Genomic DNA, 18,549 nt, shown 5'->3' with positions numbered 1-18,549 from the left:
TATATTCCCCCCTTTTTGCCGGGACTATTTTTTATCCGAGCCGGCCAATCTCATTCACTGCCTTTTCCAGACTCCGATCGTAGGCCTGCAATACTTTCTGGTTCGCTTCAAACGAGCGGTACGTCGCCATCATATCGGTCATGGTCCGCGCCCCGTCGACATTGGAGCCTTCTATGAACCCTTGCTGCATCGTAAAGGTTACTCCATCCTCATCGTAGGCATTTCCAAGCGCGCCTTCTTCATTTCGGAACAAGCCATCCCCTTCTTTAATAAGGGCATAGGGGTTTTCGGCAAAACTAATTCCAAGCCGTGCAACCTGCTGATCGTTTTCCAAGACAATCCCGTTTTCACCTACACTGAAATTCTCACTATTCAACTGGATTCGGTTATTGTTGTCATCAAGCACATAAAAACCTTGCGGGGTTGTTAAATATCCCTGTCCATCCAGCGCAAAATTGCCGTTTCTCGTATAGCGGAGATCTCCGTCGGCATTGGCTACCGTAAAAAACACGGTCCCTTTCAAGCCATTTTCATCGTTCAGCGGCATATTTCCATCAACAAGTGCAATATCGGTATTCCGCTGTGTCTGCTGAACGTCCCCTTGAAGGAATTTCGGTGTTGCTTCCTGCATGTATACGCCTGTTCCCAATTCCCCGACACGGGAATGGATTGGAAGATGCAGCCCTTTTTCAGTTGGGATTGACTTTGAATCGATGCGGTCCAGCAGCATTTGCGGAAACGCCCTGACACTTGACTGGTCTGCCTTAAAACCTGGTGTATTGGCATTAGCCATATTATTGCTTAGCATCTCCGTCCTCCTTTGCTGGGCCAGCATACCGGAGGCCGCCGTATAAAATCCTCTTAACATTTCCCTTCACCTCTATAGAAAAGCATTGGCGCTCTCAGATCAACGCCGCTTAAAACGAACTGGAATAAAAACCTAACTATGTTATCGGACAGAAGCAGTCACGTTTTACTGTTAAATAAAGGAACCAATAGCCCGGGACATTTCAAAAACACAGGAATATTGTCAAAGAAGCAAAAGGGCCCACTGTTCAACAGGCATTTTCCGGGCATGATCTTTTTGCGCCTGCATGTCTTTTTGAACTTTAGACCCTTATAAAAACTTAACTATTCATATAGGGAAAGCTGAAAACTCTCCGGAAAGCAGCGTATCTTAGCCCAATTTCCGCCTTGGAAGCTTGTCCATATTATCAAGCATGATTCCGGTGCCAATCGCCACACAATCCATTGGCTGCTCTGCAACCAGTACGGGTACTTTGAGTTCTTCTGCAAGCAGCATGTCGATTCCGTGAAGCAAGGCCCCGCCGCCGGTTAAAATTACACCGCGGTCAATGATATCCGCAGAAAGCTCAGGCGGAGTGCGTTCCAAAACGCTTTTCGCAGCATGTACAATCACCATAACGGACTCGTGCAATGATTCCTCTATCTCTTCGGAATTCACTGTTATCGTTCTTGGGAGGCCGGAGACCATATCGCGCCCGCGGATTTCTATTTCTTCGCTGCGGGATCCAGGGAATACCGTTCCCACCTTAATCTTGATGTCTTCTGACGTGCGTTCCCCAATCAACAGCTTATATTTCCGCTTAATGTAATTCAATATTTCATTATCAAACTTGTCGCCGGCCATCTTGATCGAAGAGGAAGTAACAATGTCCCCCATCGAAAGCACCGCGACATCGGTCGTACCGCCGCCGATATCCACAACCATATTCCCATATGGCTGGAAAATATCCATTCCCGCTCCAATTGCCGCCACCTTAGGCTCTTCTTCAAGATAAATCTTCTTTCCGCCGCTCTTTTCAGCAGCTTCCTTGATTGCTTTTTGCTCGACGCTTGTGATGTTGGTCGGGCAGCAAATCAGGATGCGCGGCTTCGACAAAAATCCTTTCACATTCAGCTTATTGATGAAATGCTTAAGCATGGATTCAGTCACATCAAAGTCGGCGATCACCCCATCCTTCAAAGGGCGGATGGCTACGATATTTCCCGGAGTACGCCCTACCATTCTCCTGGCTTCTTCACCGACTGCAAGCACGCGATTCGTATTCTTATCTATGGCTACTACGGACGGCTCATTTAACACGATTCCTTTGCCTTTGACATGTATTAAAACATTAGCTGTTCCGAGATCGATCCCAATATCTCTTGCAAACATTTTTTTAATTTCCTCCTTGAATAACCTTACATATAACCTACTTCTGTCCTAATTGTTAATTTTACCATATGAAATAGTCCAGAAGTAAGGGCGAATAAAAATTAAAGTAAAATATTACATGTTTTTGTCGAAAATAAAAAAAACGGAAACACCTTGTGAAAAGGACCTAGGAGCCTGCTCTGTGGCAAACTTGCACGTAGCCCAAGGGAACTACGGACAAGCTTAGAAACGGGCACATCCATGTACGACTCAGCTGGACACCAGTATATAAACACAACAAAAAAAATCGGGCGATCCAGTGTTTGCCGGGTATTTTAAGGTGGATTTTCACCAGCCGCTGATCCCGTACTTTCACCTAATTTGCCCGATTTTCAAATTTGTTTTTTACTTGGAGGCTAAGATTATTTCACAACCTCTTCTTCTCTTTCTGAACGCTTATATTTCAATTTCGTTGCTTCGCCGCCCCGCAAATGGCGGATTGATTTATGGTAATCTAAAATATCTTTTACTTCATTTGCTAGGTCAGGATTTATTTCCGGCAGTCTTTCCGTCAGGTCTTTATGGACAGTACTTTTGGAGACACCAAACTCCTTCGCGATAACGCGAACCGTTTTCTTTGTTTCCACGATATACTTTCCTATCTTGATAGTTCTTTCTTTGATGTAATCGTGCACACCACTCGCCCTCCCTAAATTGGATGTGAGAAGTGTGAAATGAGATCCGCTCCCTGCTCTATAAATACCGCTACTCCAAACGAAATGAATAATATATTATCCGGCTATTGTATGTACTGTAATAACGATCACTCACCTCAAACACTCTCTTTAGTATGGTTTTGTACAGTTTATTAGCTTGGTTAAGAATATATGCACAAATTACCGAATACGGACAAGACATCGCAAAAATTTTCAAAATATTCTTATTTTTATCCAAGGATGAGTTCCCTAGTGTTTTAACTCATCACCGTGATGAGGAACTGATCCCCAGTGTTTTAATGCCTTACCGTGGCGGGGAACTGATCCCCAGTGTTTTAATGCGTTACCGTGGCGGGGGACTGACCCCCATAATAAAAAACCCGTGCAGTGACGGGTTTTCTATACCAAATTTTCAGTTGTTGTTAATGGGAGTTTTACATGTGTTTTGTGTTTTGTGTTTTGTGTTTTGTATATTAATTAATTCGTTTTAGTTTCATTGGTGTCAGTTTCATTTTGTGGATCTGTGTTTGTGTCTGAATCGGAAGCATTATCGTCAGTGTTTTCATCTGATTGTCCATCGGTTTGGCCGTCAGCATTCTTATCGTCAGATGGCTGGCTGCTTTCGTCTCCGGACGTATTGCCGGCATCCTCTTCTGTGGCATTGTCCTCAGGCTGGCCGGAAGAGTCTTCCTCTGTTCCGGTTTGCGGTTCTGCTTCATTCTCTGTTGCTGCACCGGAATTTTCAATTTCTTCAGTTGATGATTCGATTGAAGAAAGCTGCTTGTCAATCAAATCCACAGGATTAAGGGCTACATTGTCTTTACGGATCTCGAAATGAACATGTACGCCGGCTTCTTCATTCAACAGGCTTTGTCCAGCCTTTGCAAGAACTTGTCCCTGTTTCACTTCATCGCCAACCGCTACTTCAATGTCCTTTACGGATTGATAATGAGTGACAACTCCATTATCATGCTCGATTGCAATTTCATTGCCAAGCAAAGCGTCATCTTTCACATTCTTGACAATTCCGCTCAAGGAAGCTACTACATCAAATGTTTTGCCATCCTTCATTGCAATGTCGATGCCCTTGTTCGGTTCGTATCTATTATTATAAGATACCAGTGCCGCTTCTTGCTCTTCGTTGGTTCCATTGACATCGTAGAATTCCTTCTTGATCACAGCTGCTTCAGCATCGGCTACAGGCATTTTAATGTTTTCGAGCTTGCTATTTACCTCGATGGCAGGCTCTTTAAAATTCTTGCCTGTTTCCGTTTCTTTGGCAGGGCTGGCTGACTCGTCAAAGCTGTTTTGTACTAACATGGCTGCTGCCAAAATGATTGCTGCACTTCCGATATAGATAGCTGGTAATGCCCAACGCTTCTTTAAAATGCGCTGGAATCTTGATTTTCGAGAAGTTTTGTTTTCTTCCTCTCTCATTATTATCACCTCAGCAATCATTCTGAACAGATTGCCTGAATTATATACCTTGGATAAAAATTTTTTTTGTATATAGCTTTTGTAGCCTTCCTCTTTTCTATACATTTATTTTTCTGTACAAATAATTCGAACTCCCTGGCGCGTTCCTTTTTTCCTTTTTCCTGTTAAAATAAGCTTATCTCATGGTGAAAGAAGATGTATTAAATGAAAAAGCTCGCACGGATTTTTATTATTGTTTTGCCTTTTCTTTATATGGCTGCTATTTGGATCATGTCCAGCATGCCGGATAACGCTGTTATGCAATTGCCTGACCGGGCCACAGACCGCTTTATAAAAGAAGCGATGCACCTCGTGGAATTTGCGATTCTTTATATGCTTTTTGCTGCGGCTCTTGCTGCCTCTGGCAAATTAACTCCTTTGTCCAGTCTTTTGGCAGCGGTCGCTGCAGGACTGTACGGCGTAACCGATGAAATCCATCAAGCATTCGTGCCTTACCGAAATGCCAGCTGGATTGACCTGTTAAAAGACTGGATTGGTGTAGCGGCAGCTTACTTCCATGTCCGGTATCATTATTTCAAGCATAATCGCGGCTTCTTAACAAAGGTGAAACAGCTTAACGGTTGATTAGGAAAGCACAACTTATAGCCCTAATGCGAAGGTCGATGTCTTTTCTTATCCTTTAATCATTTAAAAAGCAGTTAAACCCTTTAAAGTGAAAAAATAAGAGATGGAACCTCTCGTGGCCCCATCTCTTTCCGATTATTTCTTCGCGGTCATTGTATTCAAAAGATTGTAGGAAGATTGAATCGCTACCCCCTTGTAATAATGCTTCACGATTTCTTCGGCAGTGCCCCCTTCTAAAGCCATCCCATTTGCACCATATTGGCTCATGCCCACTCCATGGCCGAAGCCTTTTGTAGTGATGACGATATTTTGCCCTTTCCGTTCCCAGCTAAAATCGGCAGACCTCAATCCAAGAGCTTCACGTATTTCTTTTCCGGTCAGTTTTTTGCCGTTAATATTGACAATCCCGACCCGCTTTCCTGGAGTCCTGGACGTTATGGTGCCAATCTGATTGCCGGCACTAACCTTGACACCCAACCTTTTCTCAAAGTCCGCAACGGAAATAACCATTGTGTTGTAAAATTTCTCCGATATTTCCTTATCCCAAGGGCTTGATACACTTTTTAGGTACGGCCGCGGACTTCCCCATAACGCCTCAGAGTTTTCTGTAAACCCGTTGCTCGTTGAAAAAAAACTGGCTGTGATCGGCTTTCCATCATATGTAATGATTTGGCCTTTCGTATCTTTTACCGCCTTGGAAATTTTTTTGATTTTATTTTTGTAGTCAGAACCATATATTTTCTTCAATTCTTCATTATTTTTATAGACCTGATGCTGGACGGTGTCCGTGACAACGGCCCCTTTCGGCAAACCTGGTGTGTCTTTGGCCAGCAGTTGATTCACGATATACGTGCGCGCAGTTAGGGCCTGTGCCTTTAATGCCTCTATTTCAAAATCGGCGGGCATCTCGGCTGCAACCACTCCAATTACGTACGATTCGAGCGGCAATGTTTCAACTTTCTTGCTTTCTGACCGGAATACAGAAACCGGGACAGCGGGTGAAGGTGTATTTTTCACGCTATTTTTCTTTCTCACCGGTTCCTCAATTTTTTCTAACAATTTACCATCTGCTTGGTCTGTGGAGAATGGAAGCACAAGCACAGCCGGAATCATGATAATGACAAATGCTATGACAACAAATAGAGCGATCATCGGTTGGAACGTTTTCAATATTCCTGGGCCTCCCTTTACATTTTTCTACCGTGGTGTCGAATGGTGTGAACCAGGTAGTCTCTATAAAAATGTATGGGAGGGGACAAGCATTTATGACACATGTTTAATAAGGAAAGACCTTTTATCCTGATTGTAAAAAAGGAATCGCTAAGTAAATTTGTGTTTAGCCTTAATAGGGAAACTATTTGTTAACGCTGAAAAGCCGTGAATGTTCGCTTAATTGCCATCCAGATTGATTCGGGTTGCGACCGCAAACAAAAAGGCCGGCCCCCTTGATTAAACTCGGGGTACCAGCCATATAGCTGTTTCTTTATGCATTTAAATCAGCAACGATTGTTTCGTTTTCTTCTGTATGGTCTTCTTCTTTAACCCGTTCAACATCTGCACCAAGGGCTGCCAGTTTTCCGTGGAAATTGACATATCCTCTATCCAGGTGTTTCAGCTCTGTCACACGCGTAATCCCGTCTGCCACCAATCCTGTCAAGACCAATGCTGCTGCAGCACGCAAATCAGTAGCCGCTACTTCGGCTCCCTGCAAGTCAGACGGTCCGTTCATGATGACCGAACGTCCTTCAATCTTGATGTTTGCGTTCATGCGGCGGAATTCCTCCACATGCATGAAGCGGTTTTCGAATACTGTTTCCGTAATCATGCTGGTTCCTTGTGCCCGAAGCAGCAATGCCATCATTTGTGATTGCATATCTGTAGGGAAACCAGGGTGGGGCATCGTTTTAATATCGACTGCCTTCAACCTTTCCGGACCAATTACTCGTAAGCCATCTTCTTCTTCTTTAATGGAAATGCCCATTTCTTCCATCTTTGCGATTAATGAAGTCAAATGCTCAGGGACTGCACCTCTGACAAGTACATTTCCGCCTGTGATCGCTGCAGCGGTCATGAATGTCCCTGCTTCGATACGGTCAGGAATAATAGCATGCTCTGCACCGTATAGTTTCTTTACACCTTCAATTTTCAGTGTCCCTGTGCCAGCACCTTTTACTTTTGCGCCCATCTTATTCAGGAAGTTAGCAAGGTCGACAATTTCAGGTTCTTTGGCTACGTTTTCCAGGATAGTTGTTCCTTCTGCAAGCGTGGCTGCCATCATGATATTTTCGGTGGCGCCGACACTTGGGAAGTCAAGGTATACTCTGGCACCCTTTAACCTTCCATCAACCTGTGCTTCGATAAAGCCGTTTCCGACCTTCACCTTTGCACCCATGGCCTCAAAACCCTTTAAGTGCTGGTCAATCGGACGGGAGCCAATTGCGCACCCTCCCGGCAAAGCTACACGGGCACGGCCGTTTCTTGCCAATAGCGATCCCATTACGAGTACAGAAGCGCGCATTTTTCGTACATACTCAAAAGGCGCTTCATCTAATAGCTCTTTTGATGCATCTACAGTAACTGTATTATCATGAAATGCAACCTCGGTATTCAGGTTGCGCAACACTTCATTGATTGTATATACATCGGAGAGCGTTGGTACGTCATGAATGATGCTTTTTCCATCACTTGCTAATAATGTTGCAGCGATAACCGGCAAAACGGCGTTTTTTGCGCCTTCGACTTTAACTGTTCCGCTTAGCCTTCTTCCGCCGCGGACGATGATTTTTTCCAAAAGAATTCCCCTCCGCGTCCAATTTCTCTATATTAATATTCAAACGTGATGATGGGTGTGCCAACTACAACGGTAGTCTTACTGCCCATTCCTGCTGTCCTTAAAGCAAGTTGCAAGTTCAATTGTTTATTTGTAAGTGTTTGGCTGAACATGGCTGTTCGCGCAGATAGGGAAATGAAATTGTTTTCTTTTACGCTCTCGATTTCCTGCGCCTTAAATAAATCTAACAATCTTGCAGTCTCAGTGCTTAAAACCGTATCAATATTATCATTGAAAACGCCTTTCACACAAGAAAAAATTGATGGATTCCCTCGAAATATGTCCTTTTTCCTGTTTTGGAAAGTCTTTTCAAAGAAAGCTGAATTACGATTATCCCATGAATGGCCCTTTACTTCATATATGAGATATGAAACTGATTCCATCTCTTCAAGGGAAGCCATAAGATGAACCGATTCAGTCAGTCCGGTTTCGGGATTCTTGAATACGGCAATTGCCTTCCGCTCATTGTTGTTGTCCTCGATTGTCCACTTGGCTTTCGGAATATCGCCCCTGATTTCCTCTACTGCTTGGTTAAAGGCATGTTCAGTCTTAATCGTGGTGATCTTTTCTCTTGCATAAACAGACCAATCTTGTATATTTACGTTCTTATCATGCTGTAAAAGCTCAGTCATTATTACTATATCAGCCTTGCTTTTAGCCACAATCGTACTATTCCCAAACATAAACCCTATGAAACCAATAAAAAATATGTATGGCAATAATTTCTTTGATTTATTGATCATTTGTATCTCCTCCCTACCTTCTATTTTTTCCAGAGGAGGAAGAAGCATACTCGAACTTTATCGCCAGTAAACGACAAATTCCTCAAATCAACGACAAGTCTGGCAAGCAGAAAAAAGAATAATGGCTGTTATGCCCTGGTTTTTATTTCGTTAAAATTTTCACAAACAATTTTGTAAAAAATCAGGTGCTATGGTTGATTAAACATGTAAGGAAGCTGTCCTGACCATGAGAGGTAATCCAGGAAGAAATTGCTTACAGACGACCCAATCGCAATGGTGAGCAGGATGTAAAGAACCCTGGCCTTTACGACTGAATGAGACCTTAACAATTTATCAAAATGCAACGCTTGAAGCGCCCACCAGGTAACGGCAATAAAGAACAAATGCGCAACGATCCCGGTTAAAGCACCCTGGCCAATGGCTGAATACATAAAACGACCTCCCTAAAAACAACCCAAACTCTATTCTATCACATATCATATAGGAAAATGGGATTAAAAAGGAAAAAAAATAGGGGATCATTCCCCCGGTGCTGTATCGCATTAAAGCGCCGGGGGGACTGAACCCCTATTTCATTTAAAGAAAACTCGCCGCTTGGCAGCCTTGAAAAGGTGAAGACTGGTGGATAGTTGCCCTTATAATTTTTCCTGAATTTACCCCTAAGCGGACTGAACATCGTGCCTCTTAAAGTGCAAAGAAATCGGCGAAGTCGCCAAAATTGACATGAAGGAAGTCAAAGGCAAGACTGGGCATTATTCCAAATAGAATTGTGCCTATTGCGCAGACTATGAGAACGACCGATATCCCTGCTGGTATTTTAATATTCCCCGCACCCTGGACCGGCCTGAAAAACATTTGCGTCATGATTCCAAAATAATAAAAATAAGAAATGACTGTCGTACCCATCATGATGGAAGCCAATACGTAATGGCCCGGTTCCACCGTTACTGAACCAAGGATGATATTCAGCTTGCCTATAAAACCGGCGGTCCCTGGTATCCCGGCAAGAGAAAGCAGGAAAATTGACAGCACAGCCGCTAACCAGGGTGACCGTTTATAAAGACCGGCAAAACCTGAAATATCCTCCGTATCCGACTTCTCAGTCACGAGCTGAATCACGGAAAACGCACCCAAATTCATAAATACATAAGCCATTAAGTAAAACCAGACTGTATCGAATAGAAACGTCCCTCCGCCAAGGGTGGCCACAGCTACGAGTACGTAACCGGCCTGTGCAATGCTGGAATAGGCAAATAGTCGTTTAATATTCCGCTGCCTGAGCGCGAGTATGTTTCCGATAATCATTGTGATGCCTGCCAGGAAGGCCAGATACACCTGGTTTTTTTCAAGAAAGGTGAAGGCCCCCATGCTATCGCCTGGGGCGGTAATGAACAAGCCAATCAAAATACGGTATATCATGGCAAAACCAGCTGTTTTCGAAATGACACTCAGGAAGGCAGTGACCGGTGTTGGCGCTCCCTGGTACACATCCGGCGCCCACATATGAAAAGGGGCAGATGCAATCTTAAAGGTAAGCCCGACCAGGATCATAAAGAATGCCAGGCCGAATAAATATTGAAACTGGCTGTCAAATACACCGACCATCCAGGCACTCATTTCTTTTAAATTCGTCGTGCCGGACAAGCCGTAAAGATAGCTCATCCCAAATAGGGTGATCGCCGTTGAAATTCCGCCATTGACTACATATTTCATGGCCGCTTCGTTAGACTGGAGATTCTTTTTTCTCATACCCGCTAATATGTAAGATGAAATGGACAGCAGCTCCAGGCCCACAAACAAAGTGATTAAATCGCCGCTTGATGCCATGACCATCGCACCAAGCAACGCGGCCAGGAATAAATAATAAAATTCTCCCCGGTATTCATTCATGCCTTCCGGCGGCTCATAGCTGTGCGCCATCACTATGACCAAAGCCGAGCCAAACAGTAAAATGAGCTTAAAAGCGACCGCAAATGAGTCCAGCTTAAAGGTATCATGCAAAATACTGACTGTTTCCTGTCCCATTAGTCCAAGCAGGGTAATGAATGCAAGGAAAATCCCTGTCAGGCCTAGCCAGGCGAGTGAACGGCGGTTAAATTGCTTAGGAGCAAATAAATCCAGAATCGACAACAGTATAGCTGTACCAAGGATGATAAACTCGGGGGCCATCGCTCCCCAATCATAAGAAAGCATCGTTTCCATATCCATCCCCCGTCATCCCCCTATCCCTAACATAATTGCATCCAATGTTTCCTGCAGCGGTCCACTGAGTATGGATGGATAAATGCCAATCGTTATAATCAAAGCTAGCAGCACCAAAACGGGCGCAAACTCAACCCCTTTTATTTCGGATACACCTTCGGCCACCGTGCGTTTTGCTTTGCCAAAGGTCATGCCAAGCACTGCCCTAAGAAGGTAAACAGCCGTCAGAATGATTCCCAGTGCACCAATCGCGGCAAGAATCGGCTCTTCTTTAAATAATCCGAGGAAAGCCATGAATTCACTTATGAAACCGGACATTCCCGGTAGTCCGAGCGAGGCCATCGCTCCAGCCAGCAAAAAGCCCGATGTAACCGGCATATATTTGGCCATCCCGCCGAGTTCACCGATCATCGTTGTTTTCACCCGCTCGTGCATTACGCCAACCAGGAAGAATAGCAATGCGGCAATCAAACCGTGGGATACCACCTGGAAGATGGCTCCCTGAATGCCTGCTTCATTCAAAGCCCCCAGGCCAATTAATACAATCCCCATATGGGAAATCGACGAGTAGGCGAGTACCATTTTGAAATCTGTCTGGACTAGTGCCAAAAAAGCACCGTACAGCAGGTTAATAACACCGAGAACCGCTACTAAAAAAGCAATATTCTTAAACTGCTCGGGAAAAATCCCCATTCCAAACCGGATGAAACCAAAGGCGCCGATTTTTAACAGCACGCCTGCATGGAGCATGACAATCGAAGGCGGTGCCTGCACGTGCACCCTCAGCATCCATGTATGCAAAGGAAAGATGGGCAGCTTGATTCCAAAAGCAATCAACAGGGCAAACAGGAGACCATATTTCATCCCATCCGATAGCGGTGCAAACAATGAAACGCCGCCCACTGTCATGATATGCCTTAATGCTTCAATATTCGTTGTGCCTGTACGGGCAAAGAGAACCATGATCGCAATCAGGAGTATGGCTGAACCCAATCCATTATATAGAAGGAAACTATATGCCGCTTTCTCTTTCTCCAAATACCCCCATTTCCCTATAAGGAAGAACATTGGAATCAATGTAATCTCAAAAAAAACGAAAAATAGAATAAGGTTTTGTGCGGTAAACACTCCGAGCATCCCGATTTCCAATAGAAGGAACAACAGGAAATACCCTTTCCATTCCTTCTTGATATGGATGGAGGCAATGGCTGCCAAGGTTGAGAGGACAGCTGTCAGAATGACCATGATAAGCGAAAACCCATCAACGCTAAGCTCGTAATCCACTGCAAATAGATTTGGGTCATACTTCTCTAAATTCCCGAACCTGAACCAATCCGTTTTCACTGAAAACGCTGAAAGATCAGTACCCATCGCGTACTGAAAATACAGATACAAAGATATCAGCAAAGCCGGGATGGTCCCCAAAAAGCCAAGCAATTTCAGATTTCTTTCCTCCGTGTTCGGGATGACGGCCATAAGCAGGATTCCCAAAACAGGGGAGAATACCAAGAGTGTCAATATCATTGAGTTCATCCGAAGTACCTCCCGGTTAAGGCAAATATCACGACAAGGACCGCAAGCCCCAAAAAGGCGATAGTGCCGTAGAGCTGTGTCTGCCCGTTTTGAAGCCGGGATCCAACCCGGCCCAGGCTTTGGACCGTTCCCGTTACTGCATTCACCAGCCCGCCGACTATGAATCTATCTATATATGACAGGAAAAGACTAATCCATCGTGTAAGCGCCACGAACGAGAACTGGTACGTTTCGTCGATAAAATACTTGTTATACAAGGCTATGTAAACAGTCGAATTTTCTCCGCCCATCCAACTCCTCGAAATCGCCCGTTTACTATATATGAAATATGCAAGCAAGATTCCTGCAGCGGAAACGGCTGTCGCAGCTAGCATGATCCAGCCGGGAGCCTCAGAATGGACATGAGCCAAGTATTCATTTCCCTCTACAAGCCAATCACCCAGGAATGTGCCAAACCAGTGTGTGTTGGCATATCCGCTGATGATGGCGAGAACGCCAAGGACGATCATGGGAAGCGTCATGGTTGCCGGCGATTCCCGGACATTCGTCTCTGTCTTTCTGGAATCTCCTGTAAACACCATGAAAAATAGGCGGAACATATAAAATGCGGTGAAAAATGCAGCTATTAAGGCAAGCCAGAATAACCCTTGGTTTCCGTGCTGCCAGGCCGCGACCAGTATTTCATCCTTGCTGAAAAATCCTGAAAACAATGGAACACCCGAAATAGCCAAGGTCCCAATTAAAAACAGCGGACCGGTAATCTTCATTTTCTTCCAAAGGCCGCCCATTTCTTCAATATCTTGTGTATGTACTGCATGGATAACACTTCCCGCCGCCAAAAACAGAAGTGCCTTGAAAAAAGCATGGGTCATAAGATGAAATATGCCTGCCGCGTATCCTGCCGATCCTAATGCGAGCATCATATATCCAAGCTGGCTGACTGTGGAATAAGCGAGAACCCGCTTAATATCCTTTTGGACCAAACCGATGCTTGCGGCAAAGATTGCCGTAAAGCCTCCCGTTACCGCCACGATGGTTAGCGCTGTTTCACTTGCTGTGAATAACGGAAACATTGCGGCTACCAAGTAAACACCCGCCGCTACCATGGTTGCGGCATGGATTAACGCAGATACAGGAGTCGGCCCTTCCATCGCATCAGGAAGCCAGGTATGAAGCGGGAATTGCCCCGATTTCCCAATGGCCCCGATGAAAATAAGGATCGCGGTCAATGTAATTATTTCTGCTGAAATCGCCCCTGCTTGAACCGCTTGAAAAATTTCATCATACTCAAAGCTGCCAACCTGCCAAAATAAGAGAATCATTCCGACCAACAGACCGACATCCCCGATTCTCGTCATAATGAAAGCCTTTTTTGCAGCTCTTTTGGCCTCGTCTTTATAAAAATAAAACCCTATCAATAAAAATGATCCCAAACCGACAAGTTCCCAGAAAAAATAAAGCTGCAGCAAATTAGGGGCCATCACCAGCCCAAGCATGGCGAACGTAAAGAATCCAAGGTATGCATAAAATACCGGAAGCCGGGCGTCTCCATGCATATACCCTTTCGAATACATATGTACTAAAAAACTGATAAGCGATACGATCATTAACATTAAAGCATTCAACTGGTTAATCTCGATTCCCGCTGTCAATTGTACATCTCCTATAGCCAGCCAGCCGGCCTCGGCTTTATAGGTCGGTGATTGTAATCGGTCAAAGAGAACAAACACGGACCAGACAAAAGAAGCAAATGTGAAAAACATCCCGACCCATGCACTGGCTGCTTCTTTTAGACGGCTGCCGAATAGAAGAAGGAACAAGAATGAGGCTAGCGGGAAAAGCGGTATAAGCCACGCACTCTCCATCATCGTATCAATTCCCTTCTTGAGAAAAGTGCGATACGCCCTTTTCTCTCTATAAAACTAGTGTTTCATGGTATCCATTTCATCAATGTTAACCGTTTTGCGGTTGCGGTATAGCGATATCAATATGGCCAGGCCGACCGCGGCTTCCGCTGCCGCTACCGTTATGCTAAACAACGAGAAAATCTGCCCCGTTATCGACGGAGTAATCCCGTATTTACTGAAAGCGACCAAATTGATATTCACTGCATTTAGCATTAACTCGATGGAAATTAACACGATGACGGTGTTTCTCTTGGTCAATGCTCCATATAGGCCTATGCAAAATAAGACGAGCGCGAGCACCAAATAGGCTGATAAAGGCACAGAAGTCATGGCCTGTCACCCTCTTCTTGATCATCCTTCTTTGCTAATATGATAGCTCCCACAAGAGCAACCAGCAAAATTACAGAGGTAATTTCGAATGGAATGATATGCTTTGAGTATAGTTCCACGCCGATTTGCTCGGTATTCGAAACATGCAGGGTCGTCGGCTTCGCAGGTATGTCTAGATTATAAATTCCGAGATAAACTGCCAACCCGAAACCTGCTATTCCGAGAAGCAAAAATAATTTCCTCCAAAAGTTTCCCTTTGGCTCATGTTTATCATCATGCCTTGTAAGCATGATTCCGAACAACATGATGATGGTAACGGCACCAGAATAAATGAGGATTTGGACAAATGCCACAAATTCTGCTGAAAGCAGCACATAAATGCCGGCAATGCTGATAAACGAAAACACTAAAGCAACGAGCATGTGTACCACTTTTGTGAGATTCAATAGCAGCACACCGCCGATAATGGCAACGAGGGAAAGAGAAATGAATGCTATAAATTCGCCTGACAGGCTCATGCTTTATTCTCCTTCCGAATATTATCGTCATTTTCATCAAGCCACTCAAGATTCTTGAAAAGCTCGTCGCGGCTGTATTCCGCCAATTCAAAGTTATTGGTCATGATGATTGCTTCGGTAGGGCAAACTTCAGTACATAGGTCGCACAATATACAAATCTCAAAATTGATATCATACGTATCAATGATTTTGCCTTTCTTCGCCGGATCCGGATGCTTTTTCCCCGTTAACTGAATGCAGTCCGTAGGGCAAATATTCACGCATTGATTACAGACGATGCATTTTTCAGGGTAAAACTTCTGAATGCCGCGAAACCTGTCCGGCAGCGGAAGCGGCTTATTTGGATAATCATAGGTTACTTTTTTCCGGGTCAGGTTTTTCATTGTATACCCTAGCCCTTTCATTAAACCGAGCATGTTCCCACCCCTTGCTTTTTGGATGCCGCGCTCATATGCGGGTTTGGTTTTGGACCTACCAAATCACTTTTCCCCCGATTCCCCTGCTAATCTTGCAGCAGAAATTTAAAGCAGGCTGAATATCTCTTTTAACAAGGCAGTCACAAATATATTTGCGAGCGCCACCGGCAGCAGGACCTTCCAGCCGAACTCCATTAGCTGGTCAGCCCGAAGCCGTGGAAGGGTTACACGTATCCAGATTAAAAAATAAATCACAATGCTGAACTTCAAGGCGAACCAGACTGCAGCCGGAATGAAGCCCAGAAACGGCAGAGGATGCCAGCCTCCTAAAAATAATATGGTAGTTAACGCTGCCATTGCAAACATATATACATATTCCGAAAGCATGAACATCGCCCAGCGAAAGCCCGAGTACTCAACATGGTAACCCGCGACGAGTTCTGATTCAGCCTCCGGAAGGTCAAAAGGAACCCTGTTCAGCTCAGCCACGGAGGCAATCATAAAGACGATGAAAGCAACCGGCTGAAGCACGATAAACCAAATATCCTCTTGTGCGGCAACAATCTCATTCAAATTCAAGCTGCCGGTAAGAAGTATGATCCCAACCACCGACATGACCAGCGGAATTTCATACGAGATCATTTGAGCGGCTGCACGCATCCCTCCAAGAAGGGCATATTTATTATTCGATGCCCATCCGGCTGTTACAACTCCCACGGTTGTAATACCGGACACAGCAATATAATAGAGGAGGCCGACACCAATATCAGCGAATTGGAGCTTATCAGTGAATGGCATTGTTGCCAGCACCACGAATGACGGTGCAAAGGCGATCACAGGTGCAATAATATACAGAGGACGGTCAGCCGCTTTAGGAATCGTATCTTCCTTGATCAATAGTTTTAGTACATCGGCCACAGTCTGTAAAAGACCCCACCTGCCTCCAACCTGATTAGGGCCGATTCTCATTTGCATGAAACCCATGACCTTCCGTTCCGAAAGAATGCCAAAGGTAACAAAACCAAGAACGACGAAAAGCAATAGAACGGCAAGCAGGAAAAAAATCGCGAAATTCAAGAGGCCTGGCGAGGAGCGCAGCAATTCTTCTATCATCAGCCGTCAACCTCCCCAAGTACAATATCGATTGCCCCAAGAATGGCAATTAAGTTGGCCATATTTTCACCCTTTAACAGCTTGGGGAGGATTTGCAAATTATAAAAGGATGGCCTCCTGAATTTCAACCGGTACGGTTCCTTCTTTCCATCGCTTGCGATATAACAGCCTATTTCACCTCGCGGCGATTCAATCCTTACAAATGCCTCTCCTTTTGGAGCTTTAATTATTTTTGGAACCCTAGCAAGGATAGGTCCTTCCTGCGGAAATTGCTCCACTGCCTGTTCGAGGATCTTCAATGATTCTACAATTTCTTCCATACGGCAATGATAACGTGACCAGGCATCGCCGTCGTTCCTGATTGGAACATCGAAATCGAAACGGTCGTAAATCGAGTAAGGCTCGTTTTTACGCAAATCCCATTTAACGCCTGTACACCTCAAATTGGCGCCGCTTAATGAAAAATTAATCGCATCTTCCTTTGTATAGGCGCCAATTCCTTTAACCCGGTTCAAGAAAATTTCATTTCCCGTGACTAGCTGGTGGTACCCTTTCAGCTGCTCCCTCATGTATGGGATAAAATCACGGACTTTTTCAATCCAGCCTTCCGGGGCGTCCCACTTTACGCCGCCAACTCTCATGTAATTGAAAGTCAGCCTGGCACCGGACAGTTCATTTAGCATATTGATAATCATTTCCCTTTCCCTGAAAGCGTAAAGGAATGGGCTCGTTGCCCCGATGTCGAGCAAATAGGTTCCCCACCAAACGAGATGGGATGCAACACGCCCCAGCTCCATCACGATGACCCTCAGGTATTCCGCCCGCTCAGGAATTTCAATCCCCATCATTGTTTCTACCGCATGGCACAAGACATAGTTATTCGTCATGGCTGCCAGGTAGTCCAGTCTGTCTGTATATGGGATGATTTGTGTGTATTGCAGGTCTTCCGCCAGCTTTTCCGTTCCCCTGTGAAGATAGCCGATCACCGGGGTTGCCTCCTTGATGATCTCTCCATCAATTTTAACGACAAGGCGGAACACACCATGGGTGCTGGGGTGCTGCGGACCTACATTCAAAAGCATTTCTTCCGTTCGAATCATAGGTTACACCTCCACATCGTACGGTTCATAATCTTTTCGGAGCGGATGTCCGATCCATTCTTCGCCCAGCAATATCCTTTTCAAGTCAGGATGGCCCAAGAATTTAATTCCGAGAAGGTCATACGTCTCGCATTCAGGCCAATTCGCTCCTTCCCACAGTGGCACGAGGGACGGAATCTCAGGTTCAGCCCTGTCGATCTTCACCTTTAAAGCAACCGATTGCCGATTATTAAAAGAATATAAATGAACGTATATTTCCATATGCGTTTCAAAATCACTGCCATGCAGCTCCGAAAGGTAATTAAAGCCGAGCTGCTCGTTATATTTCAAAAACTCTGCGACTTTCCTATATGTATCCTGCTTTGCAACCAGGGTGGGGACATCTTTTGATAGGTTATTAATATATGAATCTGCAAGGACATCCTTGCCCAAATGGCTTTCAATGACCTTCACATATTTATCGAGGAAGTGCTGGTTAGGCGATGGGATAGCCTCTGCTGCGGGTTCTTCTTCCGGTTTCGATGAGGCAGCAGCTTTTGACCGGGCGGCTGCGGCTGCTTTTGCTTTGGCGGCTGCAATGGCCTTCGCCTTTGCCTTTTCAGGATCTTCTTCTACTGAATTCCCTTCAGCTTTCGCTAAGGCTGCAGCTTTCGCTTTTGCTGCTGCAGCAGCCTTAGCCTTTGCTGCTGCGATTGCTTTTTTCTTATCAAGGTCTTCTCCGCCTGCAGTTTCAACACTTTGTACTTTTGCTTGCTTTCTCGCCAACGCGGCTGCTTTTGCTGCTGCGGCGGCTGCCTTTTTCTTTGCCAGATCCTCTTCTTCCCTTGGGGCTGATGCAGCTTCCGAGCTTTGCTCCTTCGCCTGTTTCCTCGCCAGCGCGGCTGCTTTTGCTGCTGCGGCGGCCGCTGCCTTTTTCTTTGCC

General features: G+C 45.1%; 18 protein-coding genes. 1 reads left to right on the top strand and 17 read right to left on the bottom strand.

The genetic code is table 11. The features are described from left to right. Positions 1 to 31 precede the first annotated feature (31 nt). The 4 genes from D0466_RS20460 to D0466_RS20445 form a co-directional block, all read right to left on the bottom strand. Positions 32 to 868, bottom strand: coding sequence for a flagellar hook-basal body protein (locus tag D0466_RS20460; protein ID WP_117324365.1), 837 nt, complete (start codon positions 866 to 868; stop codon positions 32 to 34). Between the two features lie 309 nt (positions 869 to 1,177). Further along, positions 1,178 to 2,179 (bottom strand): rod shape-determining protein, encoded by a 1,002-nt coding sequence (mreB, locus tag D0466_RS20455; protein ID WP_117324364.1) that lies wholly within the window; start codon positions 2,177 to 2,179, stop codon positions 1,178 to 1,180. A 401-nt stretch (positions 2,180 to 2,580) separates the two neighbouring features. After that, positions 2,581 to 2,853 (bottom strand): sporulation transcriptional regulator SpoIIID, encoded by a 273-nt coding sequence (gene spoIIID, locus D0466_RS20450; RefSeq protein WP_117308857.1) that lies wholly within the window; start codon positions 2,851 to 2,853, stop codon positions 2,581 to 2,583. A 498-nt stretch (positions 2,854 to 3,351) separates the two neighbouring features. Beyond that, a complete protein-coding gene (locus D0466_RS20445) occupies positions 3,352 to 4,311 on the bottom strand; it encodes a M23 family metallopeptidase (RefSeq protein ID WP_117324439.1) in 960 nt (319 codons plus the stop codon). Between the two features lie 204 nt (positions 4,312 to 4,515). Between D0466_RS20445 and D0466_RS20440 the strand changes: the two genes are divergently transcribed. Further along, positions 4,516 to 4,935: a VanZ family protein gene (locus D0466_RS20440; RefSeq protein WP_117324363.1), complete on the top strand. Its 420-nt coding sequence runs from the start codon at positions 4,516 to 4,518 to the stop codon at positions 4,933 to 4,935. Positions 4,936 to 5,070: 135 nt separating this feature from the next. On the opposite strand, the gene spoIID is transcribed toward D0466_RS20440, so the two are convergent. The 13 genes from spoIID to D0466_RS20370 all read right to left on the bottom strand — a co-directional run. Next, a complete protein-coding gene (gene spoIID, locus D0466_RS20435; RefSeq protein WP_233522768.1) occupies positions 5,071 to 6,105 on the bottom strand; it encodes a stage II sporulation protein D in 1,035 nt (344 codons plus the stop codon). A 313-nt stretch (positions 6,106 to 6,418) separates the two neighbouring features. Continuing rightward, positions 6,419 to 7,726 carry a UDP-N-acetylglucosamine 1-carboxyvinyltransferase gene (gene murA, locus D0466_RS20430; protein WP_117324361.1) on the bottom strand — a complete coding sequence of 436 codons (1,308 nt, stop codon included), beginning with the start codon at positions 7,724 to 7,726 and terminating at the stop codon, positions 6,419 to 6,421. A 32-nt stretch (positions 7,727 to 7,758) separates the two neighbouring features. Further along, a complete protein-coding gene (locus D0466_RS20425) occupies positions 7,759 to 8,508 on the bottom strand; it encodes a YwmB family TATA-box binding protein (RefSeq protein ID WP_158555980.1) in 750 nt (249 codons plus the stop codon). Positions 8,509 to 8,696: 188 nt separating this feature from the next. Continuing rightward, positions 8,697 to 8,939: a DUF1146 family protein gene (locus tag D0466_RS20420; RefSeq protein ID WP_117324359.1), complete on the bottom strand. Its 243-nt coding sequence runs from the start codon at positions 8,937 to 8,939 to the stop codon at positions 8,697 to 8,699. Positions 8,940 to 9,192: 253 nt separating this feature from the next. Next, on the bottom strand, positions 9,193 to 10,716 hold the full coding sequence (gene nuoN, locus D0466_RS20410) for an NADH-quinone oxidoreductase subunit NuoN (RefSeq protein ID WP_117324357.1): 1,524 nt from the start codon (positions 10,714 to 10,716) through the stop codon (positions 9,193 to 9,195). Between the two features lie 6 nt (positions 10,717 to 10,722). Continuing rightward, positions 10,723 to 12,243: an NADH-quinone oxidoreductase subunit M gene (locus tag D0466_RS20405; protein ID WP_117324356.1), complete on the bottom strand. Its 1,521-nt coding sequence runs from the start codon at positions 12,241 to 12,243 to the stop codon at positions 10,723 to 10,725. Further along, a complete protein-coding gene (gene nuoL, locus D0466_RS20400; protein ID WP_117324355.1) occupies positions 12,240 to 14,111 on the bottom strand; it encodes an NADH-quinone oxidoreductase subunit L in 1,872 nt (623 codons plus the stop codon). The genes D0466_RS20405 and nuoL overlap by 4 nt, the downstream gene beginning before the upstream one ends. 54 nt (positions 14,112 to 14,165) lie before the next feature. Then, on the bottom strand, positions 14,166 to 14,480 hold the full coding sequence (gene nuoK, locus D0466_RS20395; RefSeq protein ID WP_117324354.1) for an NADH-quinone oxidoreductase subunit NuoK: 315 nt from the start codon (positions 14,478 to 14,480) through the stop codon (positions 14,166 to 14,168). Further along, the gene (locus tag D0466_RS20390; RefSeq protein WP_117324353.1) at positions 14,477 to 14,998 is read right to left on the bottom strand and encodes an NADH-quinone oxidoreductase subunit J; all 522 of its coding nucleotides are present in this window, start codon (positions 14,996 to 14,998) and stop codon (positions 14,477 to 14,479) included. Before D0466_RS20390 ends, nuoK begins: the two co-directional genes overlap by 4 nt. Further along, positions 14,995 to 15,414 carry an NADH-quinone oxidoreductase subunit NuoI gene (gene nuoI / locus D0466_RS20385; protein ID WP_117324352.1) on the bottom strand — a complete coding sequence of 140 codons (420 nt, stop codon included), beginning with the start codon at positions 15,412 to 15,414 and terminating at the stop codon, positions 14,995 to 14,997. The genes D0466_RS20390 and nuoI overlap by 4 nt, the downstream gene beginning before the upstream one ends. Before the next feature lie 105 nt (positions 15,415 to 15,519). Beyond that, complete coding sequence (nuoH, locus tag D0466_RS20380) at positions 15,520 to 16,527, bottom strand: NADH-quinone oxidoreductase subunit NuoH (protein ID WP_117324351.1); 1,008 nt, start codon at positions 16,525 to 16,527, stop codon at positions 15,520 to 15,522. Then, positions 16,527 to 17,627 (bottom strand): NADH-quinone oxidoreductase subunit D, encoded by a 1,101-nt coding sequence (locus D0466_RS20375; protein ID WP_117324350.1) that lies wholly within the window; start codon positions 17,625 to 17,627, stop codon positions 16,527 to 16,529. The genes nuoH and D0466_RS20375 overlap by 1 nt, the downstream gene beginning before the upstream one ends. A 3-nt stretch (positions 17,628 to 17,630) precedes the next feature. Beyond that, the coding region (locus D0466_RS20370; protein WP_117324349.1) for an NADH-quinone oxidoreductase subunit C at positions 17,631 to 18,549 on the bottom strand (919 nt) is incomplete at its 5' end.

Source organism: Peribacillus glennii (assembly GCF_003429105.1).
Classification (GTDB): Bacteria; Bacillota; Bacilli; order Bacillales; family DSM-1321; genus Peribacillus; species Peribacillus glennii.
The sequence above is the reverse complement of the archived record's forward strand: the minus strand, read 5'-3'. Positions and strand labels throughout refer to the sequence as shown.

Excerpts from the sequence above, each read along its gene's own strand:
- nuoI (WP_117324352.1), bottom strand. The coding sequence starts at position 15,414 with ATGCTCGGTTTAATGAAAGGGCTAGGGTATACAATGAAAAACCTGACC.
- D0466_RS20445 (WP_117324439.1), bottom strand. The coding sequence starts at position 4,311 with ATGAGAGAGGAAGAAAACAAAACTTCTCGAAAATCAAGATTCCAGCGC.
- nuoK (WP_117324354.1), bottom strand. The coding sequence starts at position 14,480 with ATGACTTCTGTGCCTTTATCAGCCTATTTGGTGCTCGCGCTCGTCTTA.
- D0466_RS20390 (WP_117324353.1), bottom strand. The coding sequence starts at position 14,998 with ATGAGCCTGTCAGGCGAATTTATAGCATTCATTTCTCTTTCCCTCGTT.
- nuoL (WP_117324355.1), bottom strand. The coding sequence starts at position 14,111 with ATGATGGAGAGTGCGTGGCTTATACCGCTTTTCCCGCTAGCCTCATTC.
- mreB (WP_117324364.1), bottom strand. The coding sequence starts at position 2,179 with ATGTTTGCAAGAGATATTGGGATCGATCTCGGAACAGCTAATGTTTTA.
- D0466_RS20460 (WP_117324365.1), bottom strand. The coding sequence starts at position 868 with ATGTTAAGAGGATTTTATACGGCGGCCTCCGGTATGCTGGCCCAGCAA.
- D0466_RS20375 (WP_117324350.1), bottom strand. The coding sequence starts at position 17,627 with ATGATTCGAACGGAAGAAATGCTTTTGAATGTAGGTCCGCAGCACCCC.
- nuoN (WP_117324357.1), bottom strand. The coding sequence starts at position 10,716 with ATGGATATGGAAACGATGCTTTCTTATGATTGGGGAGCGATGGCCCCC.
- nuoH (WP_117324351.1), bottom strand. The coding sequence starts at position 16,527 with ATGATAGAAGAATTGCTGCGCTCCTCGCCAGGCCTCTTGAATTTCGCG.
- D0466_RS20420 (WP_117324359.1), bottom strand. The coding sequence starts at position 8,939 with ATGTATTCAGCCATTGGCCAGGGTGCTTTAACCGGGATCGTTGCGCAT.
- D0466_RS20405 (WP_117324356.1), bottom strand. The coding sequence starts at position 12,243 with ATGAACTCAATGATATTGACACTCTTGGTATTCTCCCCTGTTTTGGGA.
- D0466_RS20425 (WP_158555980.1), bottom strand. The coding sequence starts at position 8,508 with ATGATCAATAAATCAAAGAAATTATTGCCATACATATTTTTTATTGGT.
- D0466_RS20440 (WP_117324363.1), top strand. The coding sequence starts at position 4,516 with ATGAAAAAGCTCGCACGGATTTTTATTATTGTTTTGCCTTTTCTTTAT.